The sequence below is a fragment of the Phytohabitans sp. LJ34 genome (assembly GCF_052068095.1).
Lineage (GTDB): Bacteria > Actinomycetota > Actinomycetes > Mycobacteriales > Micromonosporaceae > Phytohabitans.
Map to the genome: position 1 here is coordinate 99,159 of NZ_JBQHDG010000020.1, position 21,907 is coordinate 121,065.

Annotated in this window: 16 protein-coding genes; 8 read left to right on the forward strand and 8 right to left on the reverse strand. The window is 70.4% G+C overall.

What is annotated here, in order from left to right:
• Window positions 1-51: 51 nt before the first annotated feature.
• The 3 genes from ACTMTJ_RS31870 to ACTMTJ_RS31880 are packed head-to-tail and all read right to left on the reverse strand — an operon-like array spanning window position 52 to window position 4,339.
• Complete coding sequence (locus ACTMTJ_RS31870) at window positions 52-972, reverse strand: carbohydrate ABC transporter permease (RefSeq protein WP_441222349.1); 921 nt, start codon at window positions 970-972, stop codon at window positions 52-54.
• A complete protein-coding gene (locus ACTMTJ_RS31875) occupies window positions 966-1,955 on the reverse strand; it encodes an ABC transporter permease (protein ID WP_441222350.1) in 990 nt (329 codons plus the stop codon). Before ACTMTJ_RS31875 ends, ACTMTJ_RS31870 begins: the two co-directional genes overlap by 7 nt.
• Complete coding sequence (locus ACTMTJ_RS31880) at window positions 1,952-4,339, reverse strand: glycoside hydrolase family 3 N-terminal domain-containing protein (RefSeq protein WP_441222351.1); 2,388 nt, start codon at window positions 4,337-4,339, stop codon at window positions 1,952-1,954. Before ACTMTJ_RS31880 ends, ACTMTJ_RS31875 begins: the two co-directional genes overlap by 4 nt.
• A gap of 236 nt (window positions 4,340-4,575) precedes the next feature.
• Between ACTMTJ_RS31880 and ACTMTJ_RS31885 the strand changes: the two genes are divergently transcribed.
• The gene (locus ACTMTJ_RS31885) at window positions 4,576-5,601 is read left to right on the forward strand and encodes a LacI family DNA-binding transcriptional regulator (RefSeq protein ID WP_441222352.1); all 1,026 of its coding nucleotides are present in this window, start codon (window positions 4,576-4,578) and stop codon (window positions 5,599-5,601) included.
• Window positions 5,601-6,575: an acetylxylan esterase gene (locus ACTMTJ_RS31890; RefSeq protein ID WP_441222353.1), complete on the forward strand. Its 975-nt coding sequence runs from the start codon at window positions 5,601-5,603 to the stop codon at window positions 6,573-6,575. Before ACTMTJ_RS31885 ends, ACTMTJ_RS31890 begins: the two co-directional genes overlap by 1 nt.
• Here ACTMTJ_RS31890 and ACTMTJ_RS31895 read toward each other — a convergent pair.
• A complete protein-coding gene (locus ACTMTJ_RS31895; protein ID WP_441222354.1) occupies window positions 6,560-7,357 on the reverse strand; it encodes a phytanoyl-CoA dioxygenase family protein in 798 nt (265 codons plus the stop codon). The genes ACTMTJ_RS31890 and ACTMTJ_RS31895 overlap by 16 nt on opposite strands.
• 71 nt (window positions 7,358-7,428) lie before the next feature.
• On the opposite strand from ACTMTJ_RS31895, the gene ACTMTJ_RS31900 reads away from it, so the two are divergent.
• Window positions 7,429-8,322: an AraC family transcriptional regulator gene (locus ACTMTJ_RS31900; RefSeq protein WP_441222355.1), complete on the forward strand. Its 894-nt coding sequence runs from the start codon at window positions 7,429-7,431 to the stop codon at window positions 8,320-8,322.
• Between the two features lie 121 nt (window positions 8,323-8,443).
• On the opposite strand, the gene fxsT is transcribed toward ACTMTJ_RS31900, so the two are convergent.
• From fxsT to ACTMTJ_RS31920, 4 genes are all read right to left on the reverse strand, one after another.
• Window positions 8,444-12,439: an FxSxx-COOH system tetratricopeptide repeat protein gene (fxsT, locus tag ACTMTJ_RS31905; RefSeq protein WP_441222356.1), complete on the reverse strand. Its 3,996-nt coding sequence runs from the start codon at window positions 12,437-12,439 to the stop codon at window positions 8,444-8,446.
• Window positions 12,440-12,548: 109 nt separating this feature from the next.
• Complete coding sequence (locus tag ACTMTJ_RS31910) at window positions 12,549-13,778, reverse strand: TIR-like protein FxsC (protein ID WP_441222357.1); 1,230 nt, start codon at window positions 13,776-13,778, stop codon at window positions 12,549-12,551.
• 466 nt (window positions 13,779-14,244) lie between these two features.
• A complete protein-coding gene (locus ACTMTJ_RS31915) occupies window positions 14,245-14,718 on the reverse strand; it encodes a hypothetical protein (protein WP_441222358.1) in 474 nt (157 codons plus the stop codon).
• Entirely contained in the window at window positions 14,718-16,436 is a 1,719-nt protein-coding gene (locus ACTMTJ_RS31920; protein WP_441222359.1) for an NAD-binding protein, read from the reverse strand. The genes ACTMTJ_RS31915 and ACTMTJ_RS31920 overlap by 1 nt, the downstream gene beginning before the upstream one ends.
• 92 nt (window positions 16,437-16,528) lie before the next feature.
• On the opposite strand from ACTMTJ_RS31920, the gene ACTMTJ_RS31925 reads away from it, so the two are divergent.
• The 5 genes from ACTMTJ_RS31925 to ACTMTJ_RS31945 all read left to right on the forward strand — a co-directional run bounded on the left by ACTMTJ_RS31925 (window position 16,529) and on the right by ACTMTJ_RS31945 (window position 21,876).
• Window positions 16,529-17,164 (forward strand): helix-turn-helix domain-containing protein, encoded by a 636-nt coding sequence (locus tag ACTMTJ_RS31925; RefSeq protein ID WP_441222360.1) that lies wholly within the window; start codon window positions 16,529-16,531, stop codon window positions 17,162-17,164.
• An 86-nt stretch (window positions 17,165-17,250) separates the two neighbouring features.
• Window positions 17,251-18,564, forward strand: a complete 1,314-nt coding sequence (locus tag ACTMTJ_RS31930) for a M24 family metallopeptidase (protein ID WP_441222361.1) — start codon at window positions 17,251-17,253, stop codon at window positions 18,562-18,564.
• Window positions 18,561-19,538 carry a thiamine pyrophosphate-dependent dehydrogenase E1 component subunit alpha gene (locus tag ACTMTJ_RS31935; protein WP_441222362.1) on the forward strand — a complete coding sequence of 326 codons (978 nt, stop codon included), beginning with the start codon at window positions 18,561-18,563 and terminating at the stop codon, window positions 19,536-19,538. The genes ACTMTJ_RS31930 and ACTMTJ_RS31935 overlap by 4 nt, the downstream gene beginning before the upstream one ends.
• Window positions 19,526-20,509, forward strand: a complete 984-nt coding sequence (locus ACTMTJ_RS31940) for an alpha-ketoacid dehydrogenase subunit beta (RefSeq protein ID WP_441222363.1) — start codon at window positions 19,526-19,528, stop codon at window positions 20,507-20,509. The genes ACTMTJ_RS31935 and ACTMTJ_RS31940 overlap by 13 nt, the downstream gene beginning before the upstream one ends.
• A gap of 11 nt (window positions 20,510-20,520) precedes the next feature.
• Complete coding sequence (locus tag ACTMTJ_RS31945; protein ID WP_441222364.1) at window positions 20,521-21,876, forward strand: amidohydrolase family protein; 1,356 nt, start codon at window positions 20,521-20,523, stop codon at window positions 21,874-21,876.
• Window positions 21,877-21,907 lie beyond the last annotated feature (31 nt).

A 21,907-nucleotide genomic window follows, 5' to 3' on the forward strand; every position in this document is an offset into this window, starting at 1 on the left:
CGTCCTTTCAGGAGGATGAGTATCTCGGGGTGGGACGTAAGGCTTTCGGGGCTAGCCCTTCACGGCGCCGAGCATGATGCCGGAGACGAAGTACCGCTGGATGAAGGGATAGACCGTGAGGATGGGCAGAGTGGTGAGCACGATGGTCACGGACTTGATCGTGGCGTCGACCTGCGCTTCGTCCTGTTCGGCGATGGCGCCGGCCATCTCGGAGCCGGTCGAGCCCGCGATGAGGTTGCGGAGATACACCGTGACCGGGAAGAGCTCCTGCCGGTCCATGTAGAGGAACGCGGAAAACCAGGAGTTCCAGAAGGAGACCGCGTAGAAAAGCACCATCGTCGCGACGATCGCCTTCGACAGCGGCAGCACGATCCGGAACAGGATCCCGTATGTGTTGAGGCCGTCGACGGCCGCGGCCTCCTCCAGATCAGTCGGCAGGCTTTCGAAGAACGCCTTCATGACCAGGAGGTTGAAGACACTGATGGCGTTCGGCAGGGCGATGGCCCAGACCGAGTTCTTCAGACCCAGGCTGGTGACCAGGATGTAGTTGGGGATCAGGCCGCCGTTGAAGAACATGGTGAAGACCGCGATGGTGATCAGGAACGTGCGGCCCTTGAGGTGCTTCTTGGACAGGACGTAGGCGTAGGTGGTGGTCAGGACCAGGGCGACGGCCGTCGCGACCGTCGTGTAGAAGACGGTGTTGCGGTAGTTCCTCCAGAACATCGGGTCGGACATCACGTGGTCGTACGCCGAGAGGTTGAACCCCTTCGGGAGGAGGTTCACCTGACCGCTGATGATGTACGCCTGGTCGCTCATCGAACGGGCCACGATGTTGATGAAGGGGTAGAGCGTCACGATTACCACGCCGGTCAGGATGATCGCGTTGACCACCATGAACGCGCGGTAGCCGCGGCTGGGCCGGATGCCCTTCTTCCGCCGGATCGGGCGCCGGATCGCGTCGATGGTTACCACAGGCTCGCCCCCACAGCGCGGCGGGAGATGTAGTTCGCCGACAGCACGAGCGTCAGCCCGATGATCGCCTCGAAGAGCCCGATCGCCGCGGCGTAGCTGAGGTTGCCGGAGACGATGCCGACGCGGTACACGTACGTGGAGATGACGTCCGCGGTCTCGTAGGTGAGCGGGTTGTAGATCAGCAGGATCTTCTCGAAGCCGACCGCCATGAACGTGCCGATGTTGAGGATCAGCAGTGTCATCATCGTCGGCCGGATGCCGGGCAACGTCACGTGCCAGGTCTGGCGCCACCGGTTGGCGCCGTCGATCCGCGCCGCCTCGTACAGATCCTGGTCGATGGTGGTGAACGCGGCGAGGTAGAGGATCGTGCCCCAGCCGACGGTCTGCCACGCCTCCGACGAGACGTAGATGGTGCGGAACCACTCGGGTTTCTGGATGAACGCGGCGGGTTCGCCGCCGAGCGCGTTGACGAGCTGGTTGACCACGCCGTCGACGGACACCATCTGGAGGATCATGCCGGCCACGATCACGATCGACAGGAAGTGCGGCAGGTACGACACCGACTGGACGAACCGCTTGAGGTATCGGGTGCGCACCTCGTTGAGCAGCAGCGCGAGCACGATCGGCAGCGGGAAACAGACCAGCAAGGTCAGGCCGCCGAGGATCAGCGTGTTGGTGAAGACGTCCCAGAAGGTCGGATCGCTCAGGAACATCTTCACGTACCGGAGGCCGACCCAGTACTCGCCGAAGATGCCGCCGCCGGGCCGGAAGCGCCGGAAGGCGATCACGTTGCCGACCATCGGCAGGTACCGGAAGATCACGAAGAACAGCAGCGGAAGGAGCGCGAGCGAGTAGAGCTGCCAGTCCCGGCGTATCGCGCGGCGCCACGGGTACCGGCCCTTGCGGACCTTGCGGGCTATCGGTGGGAGCGTCGGCTCCGCCAGTGTCGTCGGTGGTGGATCTAGAGTTTTCGGAGTACTCATGCGGTGCCCTCCCCGCCGTGTCCCTCCCGAACGGCTTGCTTGACCGGCACGGCGCGGTCCACGCGCACCTGGGCCAGAAATCGGCGCTCGTGGCCGACCTCGCGCTCGGCACCGGCGAGGCGCAGCGACAGCTCGGCCACCGTGTCGCCGGCCGACCGGCCGAAGCGGAGCTCCACGTCGCCGGGCTCGACGACGCGGCGGCCATGCACCCCGGTGAAGGCGGCGACGTCGGCGGGCACGGTAAACGTCACCCGCGCCGTCTCACCCGGCTCCAGTGGCACCCGCGTGTACCCGACGAGGCGGACCACCGGCCGGGTGATCTGGGCGACCGCGTCGTGCAGGTAGAGCTGGACCACCTCGGTGCCGGCCCGCGAGCCGGTGTTGCGGACCGTGACCTGCACCGTGGCGTCGCCGTCGACGGGCCACTCGGTGTCGCCGGCCGCGTCGCACCACTCGAACGCCGTGTAGCTGAGCCCGTGCCCGAACGCGAACGCCGGCGTCGGGTCCACAGAGGACACCTGGTTGCGGCGGCCCAGCGGCGGCGCTAGATAGGTGGTGGGCAGGCCGCCCGAGTCGCGGGGGATGCTGACCGGCAGCCGCCCGGACGGGCTGACCGCGCCGGTGAGTACCTCGGCGAGTGCCTGCCCGCCCCGCTGCCCGGGGAAGAACGCCTGCACGATGCCGGCGGCGGCGTCGAACTCTTCGCCGATCGCGTACGGCCGGCCGGTGAGCAGCACGAGCACGACCGGCTTGCCGGTGGTCAGCACCGCGTGCACCAGATCGGCCTGGACGCCCGGCAGGCGTAGGTCGGCGGCGTCGCAGCCCTCGCCCGACGTGCCCCGGCCGAAGAGCCCGGCCCGGTCGCCGACGGCGACCACGCAGACGTCGCTCTCCGCCGCCGCGGCGGCCGCGACCGCGATACCGGAGGTGTCGTCGCCGGTGATCTCGCAACCGGGCTCGTACACGAGGCCCGGGACCAGACGGCCGAGCGCCTCGCGCAGCGTAGGGATCTCCACGCCGACCTCATGGTCCGGGTGTTTCACGCCGACGTGGGTCGGAAACGCGTAGCAGCCGAGCATGGCGAGTGGGTCGTCCGCGACGGGGCCGACCAGCGCCACCCGCGCGCCGGGCGCGAGCGGCAGCACGCCGCCTTCGTTGCGCACCAGCACGATCGACTGGCGGGCCAGGCGCAGCGCGATGTCCCGGCCGGTCTCGTCGTCGAAGCTCAGGTCGTCGGCGCCCTCGGGCAGCGGCCGCCACCCCTCGTCGAGCAGCCCCAGCTCGGCCTTCTGGGTCAGCACCCGGTACGCGGCGCGGTCGATCAGCGCCTCGTCGACCACGCCCGCGCGGACGGCCTCGACCAGCGCCGGGCCGAACGCGTCGACCGTCGGCAGCTCGACGTCGATCCCGGCGCGCAGGGCGAGCGTGGCGGCGTGTACCGCGTCGGCGGCCACGGCGTGCAGCGTCTGTAGGAACCGCACCGCGAAGTAGTCCGAGACGACCGTGCCGGTGAAGCCCCACTCGTCGCGGAGCAGGCCGGTCAGCAACGTCTCGTCGGCCGCGACCGGGAGGCCGTCGATCTCGGCGTACGAGTTCATCACCGAGCGGGCGCCGCCGAGCCGCAGCGCCATCTCGAACGGCGGCAGCACCACGTCGGCCAGCTCCCGCCGCCCCATCTGCACGGGACCGTGGTTGCGGCCGCCGCGGGACGCCGAATAGCCCGCGAAGTGCTTGAGGGTGGCGACGACGCCGGCCTTCTCGAGGCCTCGCACGTACGCGGCGCCGATGGTGCCCACCAGGTACGGGTCTTCGCCGATGGTCTCCTCGGTGCGGCCCCACCGGTAGTCGCGGGTCACGTCCACCACGGGTGCCAGCCCCTGGTGTACGCCGGCGGCCCGCATCGACCGGCCGATGTGCCCGGCCATCTCCTCGACGAGGTCGGGGTCGAAGGCGGCGCCCCAGCTCAGCGGCGTCGGGTACGCGGTCGCGCGCCAGGTGGCGAAGCCGGTCAGGCATTCCTCGTGCACCTGCGCCGGGATGCCGAAGCGGCTGTTGGCCACGATCTCGGCCTGGGAGACCGCCAGCGAGCGGGCGCCGAGCACCGGGTCGACCGGCGCGGTGCCGAACGGCCGGGTGAGCTGCCCCAGCCCGTGCCGGATCATCTCGCTCCACGGCGCGTCGCCCGTCATGTCGGCCTGGTGCGGCGCGACCCCGCCGCCGTCGGCGTCGGCTCCCACCCAGACGCCAACGAGCTGGGCGATCTTCTCCTCCAGCGTCATGTGCGGCAGGAGTGCGCCGGCGCGCTCGGCCGGTGACAGCTTCGCGTCGCGCCACCGCGTGGCCTCGGGCGCGAGCTCCGTATCGACCGGTACCTGACTCGTCATGCCGCCCCCGGGCTCGCACACTCGAAAGTTTCCGCAACAACTCCGTTACATATGGCGGCAACTTAGGCGTCGCCGCCGATCGATGTCAAGAGGCTCGATTGCAATGGTCAACTTGGTGTATGGTCCTGTGGGTCATGCCTGGGCGTGACTGTCCCCGGCTTTGGCGAGGCTGGCCAGGGCCGGGTCGCCCACGGCGGAGTCTGCCGAAACTTCCGAGTAGGCTGCGTGAGTTTTCGATGACCGTTCCACGTCCGGTCGCCAGGCCCGGCTCCACCACGATCGCGACCATCGCCGGCGAGGTCGGCGTCTCCGTCACGACCGTGTCCAAGGTCCTCAACGGCCGTTCGGACGTCGCGCCCGAGACCCGCGCGCGCGTCGAGGAGAGCCTGGAGCGCCACAGCTACCGCCGCCGCACCAACCGGCAGTCCAGCACCTCCCAGATCGACCTCGTCTTCCACCGGTTCGACACGGCGTGGGCCATCGAGATCATCAAGGGCGTCGAGACGGTGACTGCCGCCGCCAAGGTCGACATCGTGCTCTCCCAGCTCGACGGCGCGCACAGCCCGTCGCAGCAGTGGCTCGACACCGTGTACGCCCGGCGCCCGCTCGGCGTGCTCCTGGTGCTCTGCCACCTCGGCCAGGCACAGCAGCGGCAGCTACAGCGCCAGCGGATCCCGTTCGTCGTCGTCGACACCGACAGCGCGACGTCCGCGTCGGTGCCGACCGTCGGTTCCAACAACTGGAACGGCGGCCTCCTCGCCGCCCGCCACCTACTGGACCTGGGCCACCGCCGGATCGCCGTCATCTCCGGCCCGGAAGACGTGCTGTGCAGCAAGGCTCGGGTCGCCGGCTTCCGCTCCGCGCACGACGAGGCCGGCGTACCGGTCGATCCCGCCCTCGTGCGGTTCGGCAACTTCGCCGCGTACAGCGGCAACGACATCGGCCTGGAGCTGCTCCGGCGGCCGGATCGCCCGACGGCCATCTTCGCCGGTTCGGACATCCAGGCCATGGGCGTGATGCGTGCGGCCCGGCAGCTCGGCCTCGACGTGCCCCGCGACCTCTCCGTGGTCGGCTACGACAACCTGCCGGTGGCCAGCTGGCTCGGGCCGGCGCTCACCACCGTCAACCAGCCGCTGCGCGACATGGCCGGCGCGGCGACCCGGATGCTGCTCGACCTGGCCCGCGGCGAGGAGCTGGCCACCACCCGGATCGACCTCGTGACGGAGCTGATCGTGCGGGAAAGCACGGGGCCGGTGGGCTGATGGCGCTCTTCGACCTCCCCCTGGAGCAACTGGAGCGGTACACCCCGGACGTGGCCGAGCCGCTCGACTTCGACGCCTTCTGGCACTCCACAGTGGAATCAGCGGCCGCCAAGCCGATCCTGCTCGACGTGACGCCGTATCAGAACGAGCTGTCGCTTGTGGACACGTGGGACGTCACGTTCGCCGGATACGCCGGTGACCCGATCCGCGCGTGGTACACCCGACCGGCCGGTGTGGACGATCCGATCCCCGCCGTCGTCGAATACCTGGGCTACGGCCGCGGCCGCGGGCTGCCACACGAGCGGCTGACCTGGCCGGCCGCCGGATACGCACACCTGCTCATGGACTCCCGCGGGCAGGGCGGGCAGTACGGCACCGGCGGCGACACGCCGGATCCGCACAACGGCGCGCTCGGCGGTCCGGGCCCGGTCACCCGCGGCATCCTCGACCCGCACGACTACTACTACCGCCGGCTCATCACCGACGCGGTACGCGCGGTCGAGGCGATCCGCGCGCTGCCTGGCGTAGACCCGGCGCGGGTGGCCGTCGCCGGTAACAGCCAGGGCGGCGGCCTCGCGCTGGCGGTGGCCGGGCTCGTGCCCGACCTGGCCGCGTTGCTCACCACCGCGCCGTTCATGTGCCACATCCAGCGCGCGATCGACGTGACCGACGCCGCACCGTACGGAGAGATCGTCACGTTCCTCGCCGTGCACCGCGAAGCCGAGGAGGCCGCCCGCCGCACGCTGTCCTACGTGGACGGTGTCGCCTTCGCCCGCCGCGCCAACGCGCCGGCTCACTTCGGTGTGGGCCTGCGCGACACGGTATGCCCACCGAGCACTGTGTACGCCGCCTACAACCAGTACGGCGCGGACGACCGCGCGCTCTACGCGTACCCGTTCAACCACCACGAGGGTGGCGAGGCGGTACACGTACGGCGCCAACTGCGCTGGCTCCGCTATCACCTGGAGTCGTGATCGGCCCACGGGCGGGGGAACGAGTCGCCGTCCAGCCGCTGACCCGGTGTGAGGCCGAGCGGGTCGGTGACGACATGGGCGGTGCCGCTGTAGGTCGCCGCCGCGTCCATGTAGATGACGACGTGCGCGAGCCGGGCCAGGTCGGTGCGGTTGGGCAGGGCCATGTGACCGGTGTAGCCGCTGTGGAAAGTGCAGTCGCCGGCCCGCAACGGCACGGTCACGCGGGGGACCCAGCGTAGCGAGGGGTCCAAGGCGAAGAGATCCTCCTCGTGATGGAGGTCCTGCGGGCGCAGGCCGGTGCGATGCTGGGTGCCGGGCAGGAAGGTCATGCAGCCGCGCTCGGGCGGCACGTCGACGAGTGCTATCCACGCCGACAGCGGGAGCCGGTCGCCGGCGTGTGGCCAGTACGGACGGTCCTGGTGAAACTCGGTGGCGACGTTGTTGTGCGGCTCCTTGACCAGCATCTGATCGTGCCAGAGCCGCAACGGAAACCCGGCGAGCTGCTCGGCGATCCGGCCGAGCCGCGAGTCGAAGGTGAGCGCGCGCAGGTCGTCGTCGCGCTGCCATACGTTGACGAGCTGGCTGAAGGCCCCTTGCTTTTCCAGACTCTCCGCGCGGTGCGCCGTCAGGAACGCCTCGGCGCTGGCCCGAAAGCGCTCGACCTGATCCGGATCGAGCACCCCACGCACTCGAACGAAACCGGATTCCCTATACGCCGCCACGAGTGCGTCCGGCACCCGGCCGTCGGCGCCGACATCGCTTTCACTGGATTGGTTTGTCATGCCTCCAAGTCTCGTCGGGGTGTGCCGTCGCGGGCTAGGCCGATCCCTGCCAGTAGTCGTACGATCCCGACATGCCCCACACCGCGCATGAGCTGCGGACCCTGCACGAGCACGAGCTGTTCGCCCGGGGGCCGATCTGGGGCGGCGTCCACCACCTGGGCGCGGACGTCGAGTCGCACGCGCACGACTTCGTCGAGATCGCCGTGATCGGGAGCGGTCGCGGCCGGCACGTGACAAGCAAGGGCGAGCACGAGTTGCGGCCGGGCGAGGTCGTCGTGCTGCGCCCCGGCGCCTGGCACGGATTTCGGGACTGCGTCGACCTGACCGTCGCCAACTGCTGCCTCTCCGCCCACGCCCTCCGCACCGACCTGGCTGGGATCCACGACATCCGGATCTTGCGACGGATGCTGTGGATCGAGCCGACGGCGTCCGGCGCTCAGGGCGTCGCGACAGTCACCGTCGATCAGACCGCCGCCGAGGAAGCCATCGCGCAGATCGGCCAGCTCGAACGGGACCTCGCGGGCGCGGGAGCGAGGCCCGGCCGCCTCTTGGGCCGGCTGGTCACGGTCCTGGGCATCCTCGCCGACGGCCGTAGGCCCGAAGCCACGAGCGCTGAGTCGACCGTCCACCCCGCCGTCGCGGCGACCGCCGCCCGGCTGGAGGCGACACCCGCTCGGCAATGGCGACTGGACGATCTCGCCAGGGCCGTCAACCTGGACCCCGCATACCTCGGCCGCCTCTTCACACAGCACATCGGATTGACGCCCATGGGTTTCCTCGCCCGGGTGCGGGCCGAGCGCGCCGCGACGTTACTGGCAAACTCCACCCTGTCCGCCGCCCAGATCGGCGTCGCCGTCGGCTGGGACGACCCGACGTACTTCGCCCGCCGCTTCCGGACCCTCGTCGGACTGACGCCCAGCGAATACCGCCGACGCAGCCGAGCCGTCGCCACACGCCGCGGCTGAGCGCAGCAGTGCGGCTCCGCCGGATGCCCGCGGTCCGGACCACGACGGACGTCGCGGTAGCTCAAATCTCTGTCTGAATAAGGGATTCAGCGGTCGAAGTTACCCCGACTCCGAAAGGTCTCTAGGTGGGTGGGGGTTCGAGGTCGCAGCTCAGGCGGGACCAGTTGGCCGCCGCGATGGTGTTGGGGTGGTCGTCGCCCAGCACGCGGCGGTAGCTGCCGTGCAGCGACTCCATCAGCGCGTTGGCGCCTGTGCGGTCGCCGTCGGCGCGGCGGCTGATCGCCAGGTTGCTGCCGGCGGCCAGGGTGTCCGGGTGTTCGGCGCCGAGCACCTCGCGGATGCGTGGGTAGGCCTGCTCGTCGCTGGCCCGCGCGCCGCTGAAGTCGCCGGACTGGAAGAGTTCGTCGCCGAGGTTGACCGCGGCGGCCAGCGTGTACGGGTGGTCGGGTCCGACGGTCGCCGTGAAGCGTTCGACCACATTGCGGGTGAGCTCGCGGGCGGCCGCGACGTCGCCGGCCTTGCGCATGAAGATGGCCAGGTTGTTGCCGTACGCCAGCGTGAACGCGTGGTCTTCGCCCATCGACGAGCGGTACCACTCGTACACCGGTGTGGCCCGGCGGCGGGCGCTCAGGTCCTGGCCGAGGGCCGACTCGTCGCAGGCGAGGTTCATCGCGCAGGCCAGCGAGTCGGGATGCTGCGGCCCGTGCACGCGCAGCGAGCGGGCCAGCGTGTCGGTGCTCAACGCGTACGCCTGCTCGAACTCGCCGAGCTTGCGGAGCGTCACCGCGAAGTTTTTCGCCGCGCGCAGTGACTCGGGGTGGTCTTCGCCGAGCACCCGGCGGTGGCCGTTGAGCGCGGTCTCCAGCACCCGCCGCGACTCGCGCAGGTCGCCGGTGTCGCGGAGGTCGCGCCCGTAGTTGCCGGCCGAGTAGAGCGTCCACGGGTGCATCTCGCCGTGTACGGCCCGCCGGCGCTGGAGCGTGCGCTCCTGGAGGATCAGCGCGGCCCGCAGGTCGCCGACGAGGCGCAGCGAGATGGCCAGGTTGTGGCCGGCGGTGAGTGTGCGCGGGTGCTCCTCGCCGAAGGCCTCCCGCCACCGGGACTCGATCTGCTCGTCGAGGTCGCGGGCCCGCTTTACCTGGCCGAGCGCGCGCAGGTCGGCCGCCAGGCCGCCGCCGGCCATCAGCGTGTACGGGTGGTCTTCGCCGGCCGTGCGGGTCAGCCGGTTGTAGACGTCGTCGTCGATGGCGTACGCCGCGGTGTAGTCGGCCTGGAGGCGCAGCGCGCAGGCCAGGTTGTATCGCATCATCAGCGTGGACTGGTCGTCCGGGCCGTGCTCGCGCTCCCACTGCGCGATCGCCTGCTCCGCGAACGCCTGCGCGGTGGGGTAGTCGGAGATCTTCCACAGGTAGCGGCCCACGTCGAGGACGAGCTGCCGGACATGTGGCGAGTCGGAGTCGAGCACGCCGGAGGGGAGCAGGTGCGGCCACAGGTCGGCGTAGAGCGGCCAGTACTCGGCGTTGTCGGCGTCGCCCGGGTTGGCGGCGGCCAGGATCTCGTGTACCTGGTGCAGGTTTTCCGCCCGCTGCTCCGGGGTGAGCGTGGCCCGGATGATGGTCTGCATCAGCCGGTGGAGCTGGATGCTCTGGCCGCCCCCGTCGTCGCCGCGGTCGGCGATCCGGCGGCGTACCGAGGATGTGGGGCCGGGGCGGCCGGAGTCGATGCGGGCCAGGGCGTACCGGCTGATCTCGCGCATGGCGCGGCCCATCAGCATGCGCTCGCGCAGCGCCGGGTCGAACGGCAGCAGCGCCTCGATGAACCGGTCACTGTAGACCAGCGAGACCGGGATCGGCTCGGGCGCGAAGAACGCGCAGATCTCCAGGAGCTTGGCGGCGGCGGGGCTGCGCCCGCGGAGGCTGTCGAGCGACACCAGCCAGGGCTGGGCGGAGCTGGCCTGGTAGTCAGGTGGCAGCTCCTCTTCGAGCATCCGCAGCGGCTGGGTCTCCAGCAGCTCCAGGTAGTGCGAGACCGGCATCGCGGTGGCGGCCAGCCAGGCGCCGGCCTGCTCGATGGCGAGCGGGAGGTCGCCGAGCCGCTCCGCGACGAGCTGGGCGTCGGCGTCGGCCAGGTGCGGGATCCGCCGGTGGAGGAAGGCGACGCTCTCCTCGCGGGTGAAGACGCCGACCTCGACGACGTGTGCCTCGCGGGCCCAGGCCTGGTCGCGGGTCGTGATGATCACGTGGCCGGGGCCCTGCGGCAGGTAGTCGCGGAGCTGGGCCGGGTCGTCGGCGTTGTCGAAGACGAGCAGCCACCGCCGGTGTGGCCGGCCCTGGCGCAGCGCCTCCAGGCCGGCGCGCACCCGCTCGCTGACGTTGTCGCCGGTGGGCAGTCCGAGCTGCTCGGCGAGGGCGGCCAGGGAGGAGCGGACGACGCTCGTCTGCTGTGCGGAGACCCACCACACCACGTCGTAGTCGGCGCGGAAACGGTGTGCGTACTCCAAGGCGATCTGTGTCTTGCCCACGCCGCCGAGACCGTGCAGCGCCTGCGGCACCACCGCGGTGCCTGTGGCGGAGAGGCGGTTGCGCAGGGCCTCCAGCGTGCGGCGCCGGCCGGTGAACGTGCCGTTGCGTTGCGGGACGCTCCACAGTGGTGGCTCCAGCGCGGGGAAGCGTCGCCGCGGCGTGGCGCCCTCCTCCTGGGCCGGGGCCGCCGGGCGCGGGTAGACCGGCTGGTCGAGCGCCTCCAGCAGCACCTCGGTGGCCCGCTGCTCGGTGAGCCCTGCGAGGTCGACCGGCACCCGGTCGTGGAACGGCGGCCCGACGCGCACGTTGTCGAGCCGCACCGGCACGAGGAAGGGCGTGCCGCTCACCGGGTCGCGGCTGGCCAGGAGCTTCCACAGCTCGGCCGCGTTGGGCGACTGGACGTAATCCTGGGAGAGCAGCACGATCGCCCGGGTCGCGTCGGTGAGCAGCGCGGCCACGTCGCCGCCGGCGTCGGAGTCGGCCGGGAAGTCGACCTCGCGCATCGCGACCCGCAGGCCGGCGTCGTCGAGCTCGCCGCTGATCCACTCCGCCCACATCCGGTCGACGGCCGCGTAGCTGATGAACACGTCGGAGGTGCCCGCCGTGCGGCGCCGCTCGAACGCGGCCAGCCACCGCCGGCGCACCCGCTCGTCGAGCGGCGTCATCTGCTCCACGTCGCCTTCGGTGACCACCTTGGCCAGCCGCTCGTACGCCGCCAGCAGCGAGTTTTCCTGGCGGGACCGGTCGCCGAACGCGGACAGGATCTCCTCGTACGCGTAGAACGGCTTGTACGGGATCTCGACGTCGCCCCAGTACTCGTTGACGTCTTCGGGCGACTGCCGGCTGAGGAACGGCGCGAAGCTCTGGCGGGCGTAGTCGCGCCCGGCCTCCAGCTTGCCCTGCTCGGAGTCTTCGACCCGCATCGGCACGGGCAGCAGCCGCACCGGGCGGTCGGTGCGCTGCCGGGCGATCGACTTGGCCACGGACAGGGCGCCGTCGATGCTCTGCGCGTTCATCGTGAAGCAGTCGATGACCACGTCGGGCAGGCGCACCGTGCAGATGCCGCCGCCGTCGCTCACGCCGGTGCGGCTGTCGATGAGCACGTAGTCGTAGTTTTCCCGCATGTTGCGGCGCAGCGCGTCGAGGAACGTGTTGCCGGCCATCCGCTCGTAGAACGCCGACCAGTCGAACGTGCTGACCACCCGCGTGTACGACGAGTCCTGCTGGCCGGCCGGGAGGAAGTCGAGGAAACCCCGGCCGGGAAACTGCCAGTCGAGCGAGACCGCGTAGCGCAGGACGTCGGCGTGCGACTCCAGCCACTCGGTGGTCTCCGAGTCGTGGATCGGCTGCATCATCGCGGTCGCGTAGTCGCGGATCATGTCGATCACGCCGGGCGAGGTGCGCAGCTGCTTGTCCAGGAGGAACGGGTGGTAATACTTGTGCAGCCCGGGCGACTCCAGATCCCAGTCGACCGCGAGCACGCGCTTGCCCTGGCTGGCCAGGATCCACGCGACGTTGGCGAGGGCCATGGTGCGGCCGGTGCCACCCTTGTACGAGTAGAACGTGACGATGGTGCCGCCGTTGCTCTCCGTCACGGTCGTCCCTCCCCTTTGGAAACCCTTCGCTCAAACCCGTTCTCGCTGCGCTGCGGGCGGGCCCGAGGCTCCAAGCGCTCTGCAATTTTGATTCGCTCGCTGCGCTCCCTCATGGCGCGTCGAGCATGGGGCGGTCGGAACTGACCTCCCCGCCTGGCTGCCGCTGGATGTGGCCACTCACGAACATGCGGTTGACCGCCACCTCCAGCACAGCCGGCAGATCCTGCTCGAACGCCTGGAAGGTGGGGATGTTGGAGCGGTAGAGCTCGTCATCCTCCGAGGTGCGCCGGAAAATCCGCCGGCACTCCTCGGAAAGTCGACGCCAGTGCGCCACTGTCTCGCGGTCGTCGAGGCTGCGCGGGATCAGCACGGCCGTGGTGGGCTCACGGTCGCGCGTCTCGCGGGTGTTGTACGCCGTGAGCGCCTGGGTGGCCTCCTCCAGCTCGGTCACCCAGGCGTCGACCAGCAACACGACGATCTGGTTGTGCTGGCTTGCCACCTCGGCCCGCTCGGCCAGCTCCTCCAGGTCGCCGACCCGGGAGGCGAGGCTGCGGCTCTCCGCGATCGCCGACGCGTACTCGGCGAGCGGGCTGGACCGTGTGGGTAGGTAGGGCGCCCAGTCGCGCGGGCGGTCGCCGTACACGGCGCGGTCGGAGCGGACGGAGTGCGCCTTGCTCCGGGTCAGCGCCGCGACGACAAAGTGGACGGTGAGGGGGTCGAGGGCGGCAGCCCCCTCGGATCCGTTGAGCGACTCGGGACGGCTCGGGGCCGGTGCGTGGAAGACGCTCGGCGCGCTTTCCAGGTCGGGATAGCTGTGTCCTTCCGGGATCGGGTGTGCCTCGGCGCTGTCGACGATCTGGCCGGCGAGCTCGAACACGAACTCCCGGTAGGCGTCCTGGTGGCGCTGGAGCCGCATCAGCTGGCGCACGCAGTTGTCGCCGAGCAGGTCGGAGGAGAACTGGATACGGGCCGCGACGGGATGCATCTTGCTGGGTGGAAGGGGCACCCAGAGCAGGGGCTTGAGGACTGAGGGGTCCACGCCCATCTCTTCCACGTAGCGGGCCACGCGATCGGAGAAGATCTGCCACTCCTGGCCGCAGGGACGGCTCAGAAAGTAGCGGGGGGACAACAGTGCGATGAACGATCGGCATTGGGAAAGGGCGTCCGCGAGCTCGGCCGACCAAATCGTCCCCGACTTCATGCGGGCGTCGATGAAGCCCACCTCGGCGTCTTTGTGCAGGCCCGCGCGGACCCGCACTTCCACGCTGAGATCGTTGTAGAACTGCCGGACCAGGTCGTCTTCGTCTCCGCGGGCGTAGCTGAGAAAGAAGTAGAGCAACCGCACCTCCGAGCCGGGCTTGGCCGGTCCAACCCCGGCGTTGCCGGGCGAAGCGCTCCGGCACCGAGAGACACTTAACGGTGAGTATAAATGCCGAAACCAAGCGCGACAGACCCATCTTCACCCGCAGGCGTCGTGGAGGGTCAATTCCAAGATAGAGATTTGAGCTACCGCGATGTCCGTCGTGGTCCGGACCGCTGCTCCCGCGGCCTCACCCTCCGCGGTTCACAACCCAACCCTGCCCCTGGTCGCCCACACACGCGGCTCGCAACCTCGCCTGCCCGCCGCCGGCGGGGGGGCTTCCCGTGGGGAAGCAGAGCAAGCGTGCCCGGGTCCAGGCCCGCAATGTCCCCGACATTGCCCGTTCCCGGCGCGAGGAGTGGGCGCGGAGGGTGGGGCCGCGGGAGCAGCGGTCCGGACCACAACGGACATCGCGGTAGCTCGAAAATGTCTTGGAATGGATCTTTTAGGCCCGGCGTGCTCCGGCCGGCCACAGGACCACCACGGGTACGCCTTCCGCCTGTGCCGCGGTGACGACGTCGGCGGTGTCGCCGAGCTTGCGCGAGGGCAGCCCGTCCCAGACGGCCAGGAGCAGCTCGGACTGGCGCAGCACCTCTACGCTGGCGGCCTTGAAGGCGCGCCGGTCGGAGTGGCGAAACGGCATCCGCGACACGTGCGTGGCCTTGCCCAGCAGGCGGTCGAAGTCGTCGCGGTCGACGAGCCGCTCGCGGTAGTCGTCGGCGGGCAGCACCACCGCGAGGTCGCCACCCCGCTCGATCACGGCCCGCGCGAAGATCTGGTCGGCGCCGTCACACAGACAGGTGATGCCGCGCAGCTTGCCGCCCGCGTACCGGCCCAGCTCGGTCGACAGCGCCTCGTAGACCAGAGCGGCGGTGTCCGCCTCCAGCCGGGCGTGTCCGGTGATCCCGATGCGCGCCATTACGAACCTTCCCTCATCCGTACGATGCGAAAGCCGGAGTCGGCCAGCATCGCGGGCAGCTCGCGGATGGCGTCGGAGTTGACGGTCCGGATGCTGTCTGGCAGATCGGCCCAGCTCCGGATCGCCGGGTGCAGCATACGGTCGTCGTCGCGCTCCTCGGCGAACCGCCAGCCCTCGTGCAGCCGGGCGCGTAGCCACCGATCGTGCTCCATACTGGCCAGTCGAGACACCTCGTGGCCGGTGAGCGAGTGCTCGCCACCGGCGGCCACGCGCGGCGCCAGCACGCAGTCGATCGCCCGCAGCTTGCGGCCGATGTCCGCCGCCTGGGCGCGGTTTTCGCCCTTGAGGCGGTCGGGCAGGCGGTGCCAGGGCACCATCGACGGCGTCTCGTCCGCTCCGTCGCCGCGGCGCTGCCGCGCGACGAGGTAGCTCTCGTGGATCACCCGGGCGAGGCGCTCGCCCAGGTCGTCGCGGATCAGACCGGGGTCGCAGGCCGCGTCGACCACGCCGAACAGGCGCAGCGTGCCGGAGACCTCGTCGAAGAGCCGCTCGTCGCGGGCGCCGTCGAAGGCGGCTTGCAACGTGGCCAGCTGGTCCTGTCGCACGATCACGGTGCCCGCGCCGCCCCGCCACAGCCGGTCGGCGATCAGCGCGGTCTTCAGCGCCCGCTGCTCGTCCTCGTAGCAGATGAACACCCGGTCCGGCGCCGCCGGCGCCGCCTCCGACGCGAGCACGGTGAGCAGATCCTCGTCGTACGGCGTGAGGTCGCAGGCCTTGCTGAGGAACGGGTAGCGGAAGGTCAGCTCGTCGATCAGCTGGGTGGCCGCGGCGTCGACCACGGCCACCTCGACCCGCCACATCGCGGCCGGCGCGAGCACCCGCCACTGCCGGGCGATCTCCACGATGATGGCGCGGCCGAACGCCGTGGCGCCGACGACGAGGAACCGGGGCGGCCGGTCGAGCGGCGGGATGATCGGGTCCTTGGTGAGCAGGTGTCGCGCGGCCAGGTCGTCGATGTTGAAGAAGTCGAGCCGGATCTTGGGCGGGTCGGTCGTGCCGAGGTGCCGCGCTTGCAGTGCCAGGCACAGCTCGGGATCCTGCACCTGGGCGTACACGGCGAGTGGCCGCTCGCCGCGCTCCCGGCGGCCGGCCGCGAGCGCGACCGCCGTGTTGGTGGCGCTGTCTTCCGCGCACGCGTAGAGGGCGCTGGCGTGTGCGACGCCGGCCGCCCGCAGCACGTCCGGGTTGCGGGCGTCGCCGAGCACCCACAGTGGTCCGCGCCGGCCGTCGGGCACTCCGATCCGGCTCTCGGCGATGTGCACCACCCGGTGTCCGGTCGCGCGCAACTGCCGGGACAGGCTCATCGCCATCGGGCCGTCCCCGCAGACCACCACGTGACCGCGGGCCCGCCGGGCGCGCAGCCGCTGCGCCTCCGCGGCGAAGACGAGCCGGAGGGCCTCGACGAGCGCGTAGAACGTGACGCCGGGTGCCGCGAAGCGGGCGATCTCCAGCGAGATCGGGTAGGGCCCGTTGTCACCCGTCGTCGGCGACTCGAGCACGAAGAGCTGGAGCGCGCCGTAGAGGACGTCCGGGAACCGGGCCGAGGGCCCCATATACTGATGAAGCCCTATGTATCCAAACAGGAGGGACAGGGCCGCGGCGGTGGCGAAGAGGGCACGCATGCCGACGACAGGGGTGTACCGCTTGTCACCGGCCACGCCCACCTCCCCATCGGTGCGTAGTCATTCTATTACTGAAAGCGATCAATGGCTCTCATGATTTTGTTCAGCATGGCTGTACGATGCGGGGCGTGACCACTGCTCTGCCGCCTGTCGGCGAGCGCATCCGTGAGGCGCGGATGCGCCACGGCATGAGCCTGCGTGCCTTGGCGCGGGCGGTGGGCGTGTCGGCAAGTCTGATCTCCCAGATCGAGACCGGCAAGAGTCGCCCGTCGGTCAGCACCCTCTATGCCATAACCCGGGCCCTGGAGATCTCCGTCGAAGACGTCTTCGACGGCGCCGAGCCGGACGGGGCGGCCGACCTCGGCTCACCGGCCGGTGTCGTGCTCCAGGCGGTGCACGGCGTCACCCAGCCGGCCGGGCACCGCATCGGCCCCATCGTCCGTCCCGAGGCGCGTGAGGTGCTGCAACTCGACTCGGGCGTGACCTGGGAGCGGCTCGGTCACCTGCCCGGCACCCGCATCGACTTCCTGCTGGTGACGTACGCGCCGGGCGGCAGCTCGTCCAGCGGCGACCAGCTCATGCGCCACTCCGGCCTGGAGTACGGCTTCGTGCTGGAGGGCGAGCTGACCCTCACGCTCGGGTTCGAGGAGCACCTGCTGCGCCCCGGCGACGCGGTCTCGTTTCCGTCGAGCACGCCACACCGCTACCGCAACGACGGGGTCACTCCCGCGGTCGGCGTCTGGTACGTGCACGAGGAGCCTTGAGAAGTGCTGTGAACCGTTAAGTGACGCTTGACACGGGCCATTAACACGTCCTTCACTGAGGGGGTCGCCTCAGTGAGGAGGACGCGGTGGCTATCCGCACGTTCGGGACCAACGCCGTCGACTGGGAAGAGCGCATCGACCTGGATCGGCTGCGCCGTGAGCGCCTTGACCGGCTCAAGGCCCAGCTGGACGCGTCGGAGTTCGGCGCGCTGCTCACGTTCGACTTCTCCAACATCCGCTATCTGACGTCAACACACATCGGCACCTGGGCGATGGACAAGCTGATCCGGTTCGCCGTGCTGCCGCGCGGCGGCGAGCCGGTGATCTGGGACTTCGGGTCAGCCGCCCGCCACCACCAGCTCTACAACCCGTGGCTCGACGGCACCGAGCGGGCCCGGGCCGGGATCTCCACGCTGCGCGGGGCGTTCCACCCGGACGCGGGCATCGCCGCCGACGTGGCCAAGAAGGTCGCCGACGTGCTGCGCGAGCACGGCGTGGCCGACGCGCCGGTCGGCGTCGACATCGTCGAAATGCCGATCCTGGCGGCGCTCCAGGCCGAGGGGCTGACGGTCGTGGACGGTCAGCAGGTCTTCCTGGAGTCCCGGCGGATCAAGACGCGCGACGAGATCAGCCTGCTCGCGCAGGCCTGCGCGATGGTCGACGCGGCGTACGAGGAGCTGTACGAGTTCCTCCGCCCCGGCGTGCGGGAGAACGAGTGCGTGGGCCTGGTCAGCAAGGTGCTCTACGACCTCGGCAGCGAGTACGTCGAGGGAGTAAACGCGATCTCCGGCGAGCGGTGCGCGCCCCACCCGCACGTGTACAGCGACCGGCTGATCCGTCCCGGCGACCCGGCGTTCTTCGACATCCTGCACAGCCACATGGGCTACCGCACGTGCTACTACCGCTGCTTCGCCGTGGGCAGCGCGTCGCGCGGGATGCGCGACGCCTACACCCGTTGCCGGGAGTACATGGACCAGGCGATCGCGCTGGTCAAGCCGGGCACGACGACCGCCGACATCGTGTCGCTGTGGCCGCGCGCGGAAGAGTTCGGCTTCCCGGACGAGATGGCCGCGTTCGCCCTCCAGTACGGCCACGGCGTCGGCCTCTCCATCTGGGAGAAGCCGGTCTTCAGCCGGCTCGTCTCGCTCGACCATCCCGAAGTGCTCGAAGAGGGCATGGTCTTCGCGCTGGAGACGTACTGGCCGGCGGGTGACGGCTACTCCGCGGCCCGGATCGAGGAGGAGGTCGTGGTCACCGCCGACGGGTGCGAGGTGATCACGAAGTTTCCCGCCGAAAAGCTGCTGATCGCCGGGCGCCGCTACTGGACCGTCGACGGCCCGCTGCCCGGCGAGCGCGAGGCACAGTCGCATCTCAACACCCCGAACGGGAGCCGCCAATGACGCCCGAGGAGCTGCTCGACGCGTACGCGGAGATGGTCCTGATCCGGCGCACCGAGAAGGCGGCGCACGACCTGTTCATGTCCGGGCTGGTCAAGGGCACCACCCACCTGGCGGCCGGGCACGAGGCGGTGGCGGTCGGCGCGAGCGCCGCGCTGCGGCCGGACGACTACGTCTTCGCCACCTACCGGGGCCACCACCACGCGCTCGCGCGGGGTGCGACGCCCGAGGAGTGCCTGGCCGAGCTGATGAGCCGGGCCACCGGCCTGTGCCAGGCCAAGGGCGGCTCGATGCACCTGACCAAGGCGGCCAACGGCATGCTCGGGTCGTACGCGATCGTCGGCGCCCATCTGCCGATGGCGGCCGGGGCGGCCTGGTCGGCGAAGCTGCGCGGCAGCGGCCAGGTGGCGGTGGCGTTCTTCGGCGACGGCGCGACCAACATCGGCGCGTTTCACGAGGCGCTCAACCTGGCCGCGGTGTGGTCGCTGCCCGCGCTGTTCATCTGCGAAAACAACCTCTACATGGAGTACACGCCGATCGAGGCGGTGACCGCGGTGCCCAACCCGGCCGCCGACCGCGCGGGTGGCTACAACATGCCGGCCGAGATCATCGACGGCAACGACGTGGTGGTCGTGCACGAGACGGTGGCGCGGGCGGCGGAGCGGGCGCGCAAGGGCGACGGGCCGACGCTGATCGAGGCGCAGACCTACCGCCACTTCGGGCACAGCCGGGCCGACCCGGCCAAGTACCGCCCGGCCGACGAGGTGGAGCGGTGGATGAAGCACGACCCACTCGACGTGGCCCGCGCGCGGCTCGAGGCGCTGGGCGTGTCACCCGAGGTGATCGCGGACCGCGACCGGCGGGCGGCGGCCACTGTGGACGAAGCCATCGCGGCGGCCAAGAAGGCGCCGGAGCCGGAGCCGGCGCTGGCGTTCACCGACGTGTGGGCGGACGGGGGAGCGGCATGGCGGACGTGAAGTTCACCTACCGGGACGCGGTGGCCGAGGGGATCGCCCGCGAGATGCGCCGCGACCCGAGCGTCGTCTGCCTGGGGGAAGACATCGGCGCGGCGGAGGGCGTGTTCAAGACGACCGTCGGGCTCTTCAAGGAGTTCGGGCCGTCGCGGGTGTGGGACACGCCGATCTCCGAGCAGGCGATCGTCGGAGCGGCCATGGGCGCGGCGATGACCGGCATGCGTCCGGTCGCCGAGATCATGTTCAGCGACTTCCTCGCCTGCTGCTGGGACTACCTGGCCAACGAGATCCCCAAGGCGCGCTACATGACCGGCGGCCAGGTGACCGTGCCGCTGGTGGTGCGCACGGCCAACGGCGGCGGGCTCGGCTTCGGCGCCCAGCACTCGCAGGCCGTGGAAAACTGGGCGTTCACCGTACCCGGACTGAAGATCGTGGCGCCGTCCACGCCGGCCGACGTCGTCGGCCTGATGGCGGCGGCGATCCGCAGCGACGACCCGGTCGTCTTCTTCGAACACAAGGCGCTGCTCGCGGGCTCCGGGCCACGCCCACCGGAAGATCACCTGGTCGAGCTCGGCCAGGCGGCGGTCGCCCGGGAGGGCACCGACGTCACCATCGTGGCGCTGGCCTCCACCGTGCCGATGTCGCTGAAGGCGGCCGAGCAGCTGGCCGGCGAGGGCATCTCGGTCGAGGTGATCGACCTGCGCTGCCTCATCCCGCTCGACATGCGCACCGTCCTGCGTTCGCTCGAGCGCACCTCCCGGCTCGTCGTCGTGGAGGAAAACCCCTACCAGGGCGGCTGGGGCGCGACCGTCGTCTCGGTCGTCGCCGACGAAGGTTTCGAACTGCTCGACGCACCGATCAAGCGGGTCGCCGGGGCCAACGTGCCACTGCCGTTCGCCGACTCGCTCGAGGCCGAGGTGATCCCGACCGTCGACAAGGTCACCGACGCGATCCGAAGGCTTTCCGCATATTAAGGGAGACCCTCATGCCCAACCGCATCCTGCTCCGCGGCGGCCATATCCTCACGATGGACCCTCAGCTCGGCGACCTCCCGAAGGGCGACGTGCTGATCGAAGATGACAAGATCGCCGCGATCGAGCCGCAGATAGCGGCGGACGCCGAGGTGGTCGACGCGAGCGGGCGGATCGTGATCCCCGGCTTCGTCGACACCCACCGCCACACGTGGGAGGCGGCGATCCGCGGCGTCGCGCCCAACGCCACGCTCGACGACTACTTCGTCGACGTCCTCGACACGTTCGCGCCGGTGTACACGGCGGAGGACGTGTACGCGAGCAACCTCGCCGGCGCGCTGGAGTGCCTCAACGCGGGCATCACCACGCTCGTCGACTGGTCGCACATCAACAACACGCCAGACCACCCGGACGCCGGCATCCGCGGCCTACAGGAGGCGGGCATCCGGGCGCAGTACGCCTACGGCAGCGCCAACACGTCACTCGCCGACTACTGGTTCGAGAGCAAGATCGTGATCCCGAAGGACGACGTGCGCCGCATCCGGGACACGTACTTCTCCTCCTCCGGCGGGCTGCTGACGATGGCCCTGGCCACCCGCGGTCCCGGCTTCTGCACCGACGACGTGGTGCGCGCCGAGTGGGAGATGGCCCGCGACCTCGGCATCCCGATCACCGTGCACGTGGCGATGGGCCGGCTGGCCGGCCGCTTCGGCATGATCAAGCAGCTCGACGGGCTGGGCCTGCTCGGCGCCGACACCACGTACATCCACTGCTGCTACTTCAGCGAGGAGGAGTGGGAGCTCGTCGCGCGCAGCGGCGGCACCGTCTCCATCGCGCCGCAGGTCGAGGTGCAGATGGGCCACGGCTGGCCGCCGGTGGCCAAGTCCATCGAGTACGGGCTGCGCCCGAGCCTCTCGATCGACGTGGTGACCACGGTGCCGGGCGACATGTTCACCCAGATCCGCAGCGCGTTCGGCACCGACCGGGCGCGGCGCAACGAGGTGTACTGGCAGAAGAACGAAGCGGCCGAGGGGCACCTCACCGCCCGCCAGATGCTGGAGATCGCCACGCTCAACGGCGCGCACGTGGCCGGTCTGGAAGACCGCACCGGCTCGCTGACGGTCGGCAAGCAGGCCGACATCGTGCTGATCGACGCGGGCGCCATCAACATCGCGCCGGTACACGACGCGGTCGCCGCCGTCACCCTGTGCGCCGACGTGTCCAATGTGGAGGCCGTACTGGTGGCCGGCGAGTTCCGCAAGCGCGACGGCAAGCTCGTCGCGGACGTCGCGCGGGCCCGCCAGCTGGTGGAAAACTCCCGCGATCGCCTGTTGGGCGCGGTGGCCTCCCGGAAGGCCGTGCCGGCGTGAGCGAGCGCAGCGAGCGAACCGTTAGGCACAG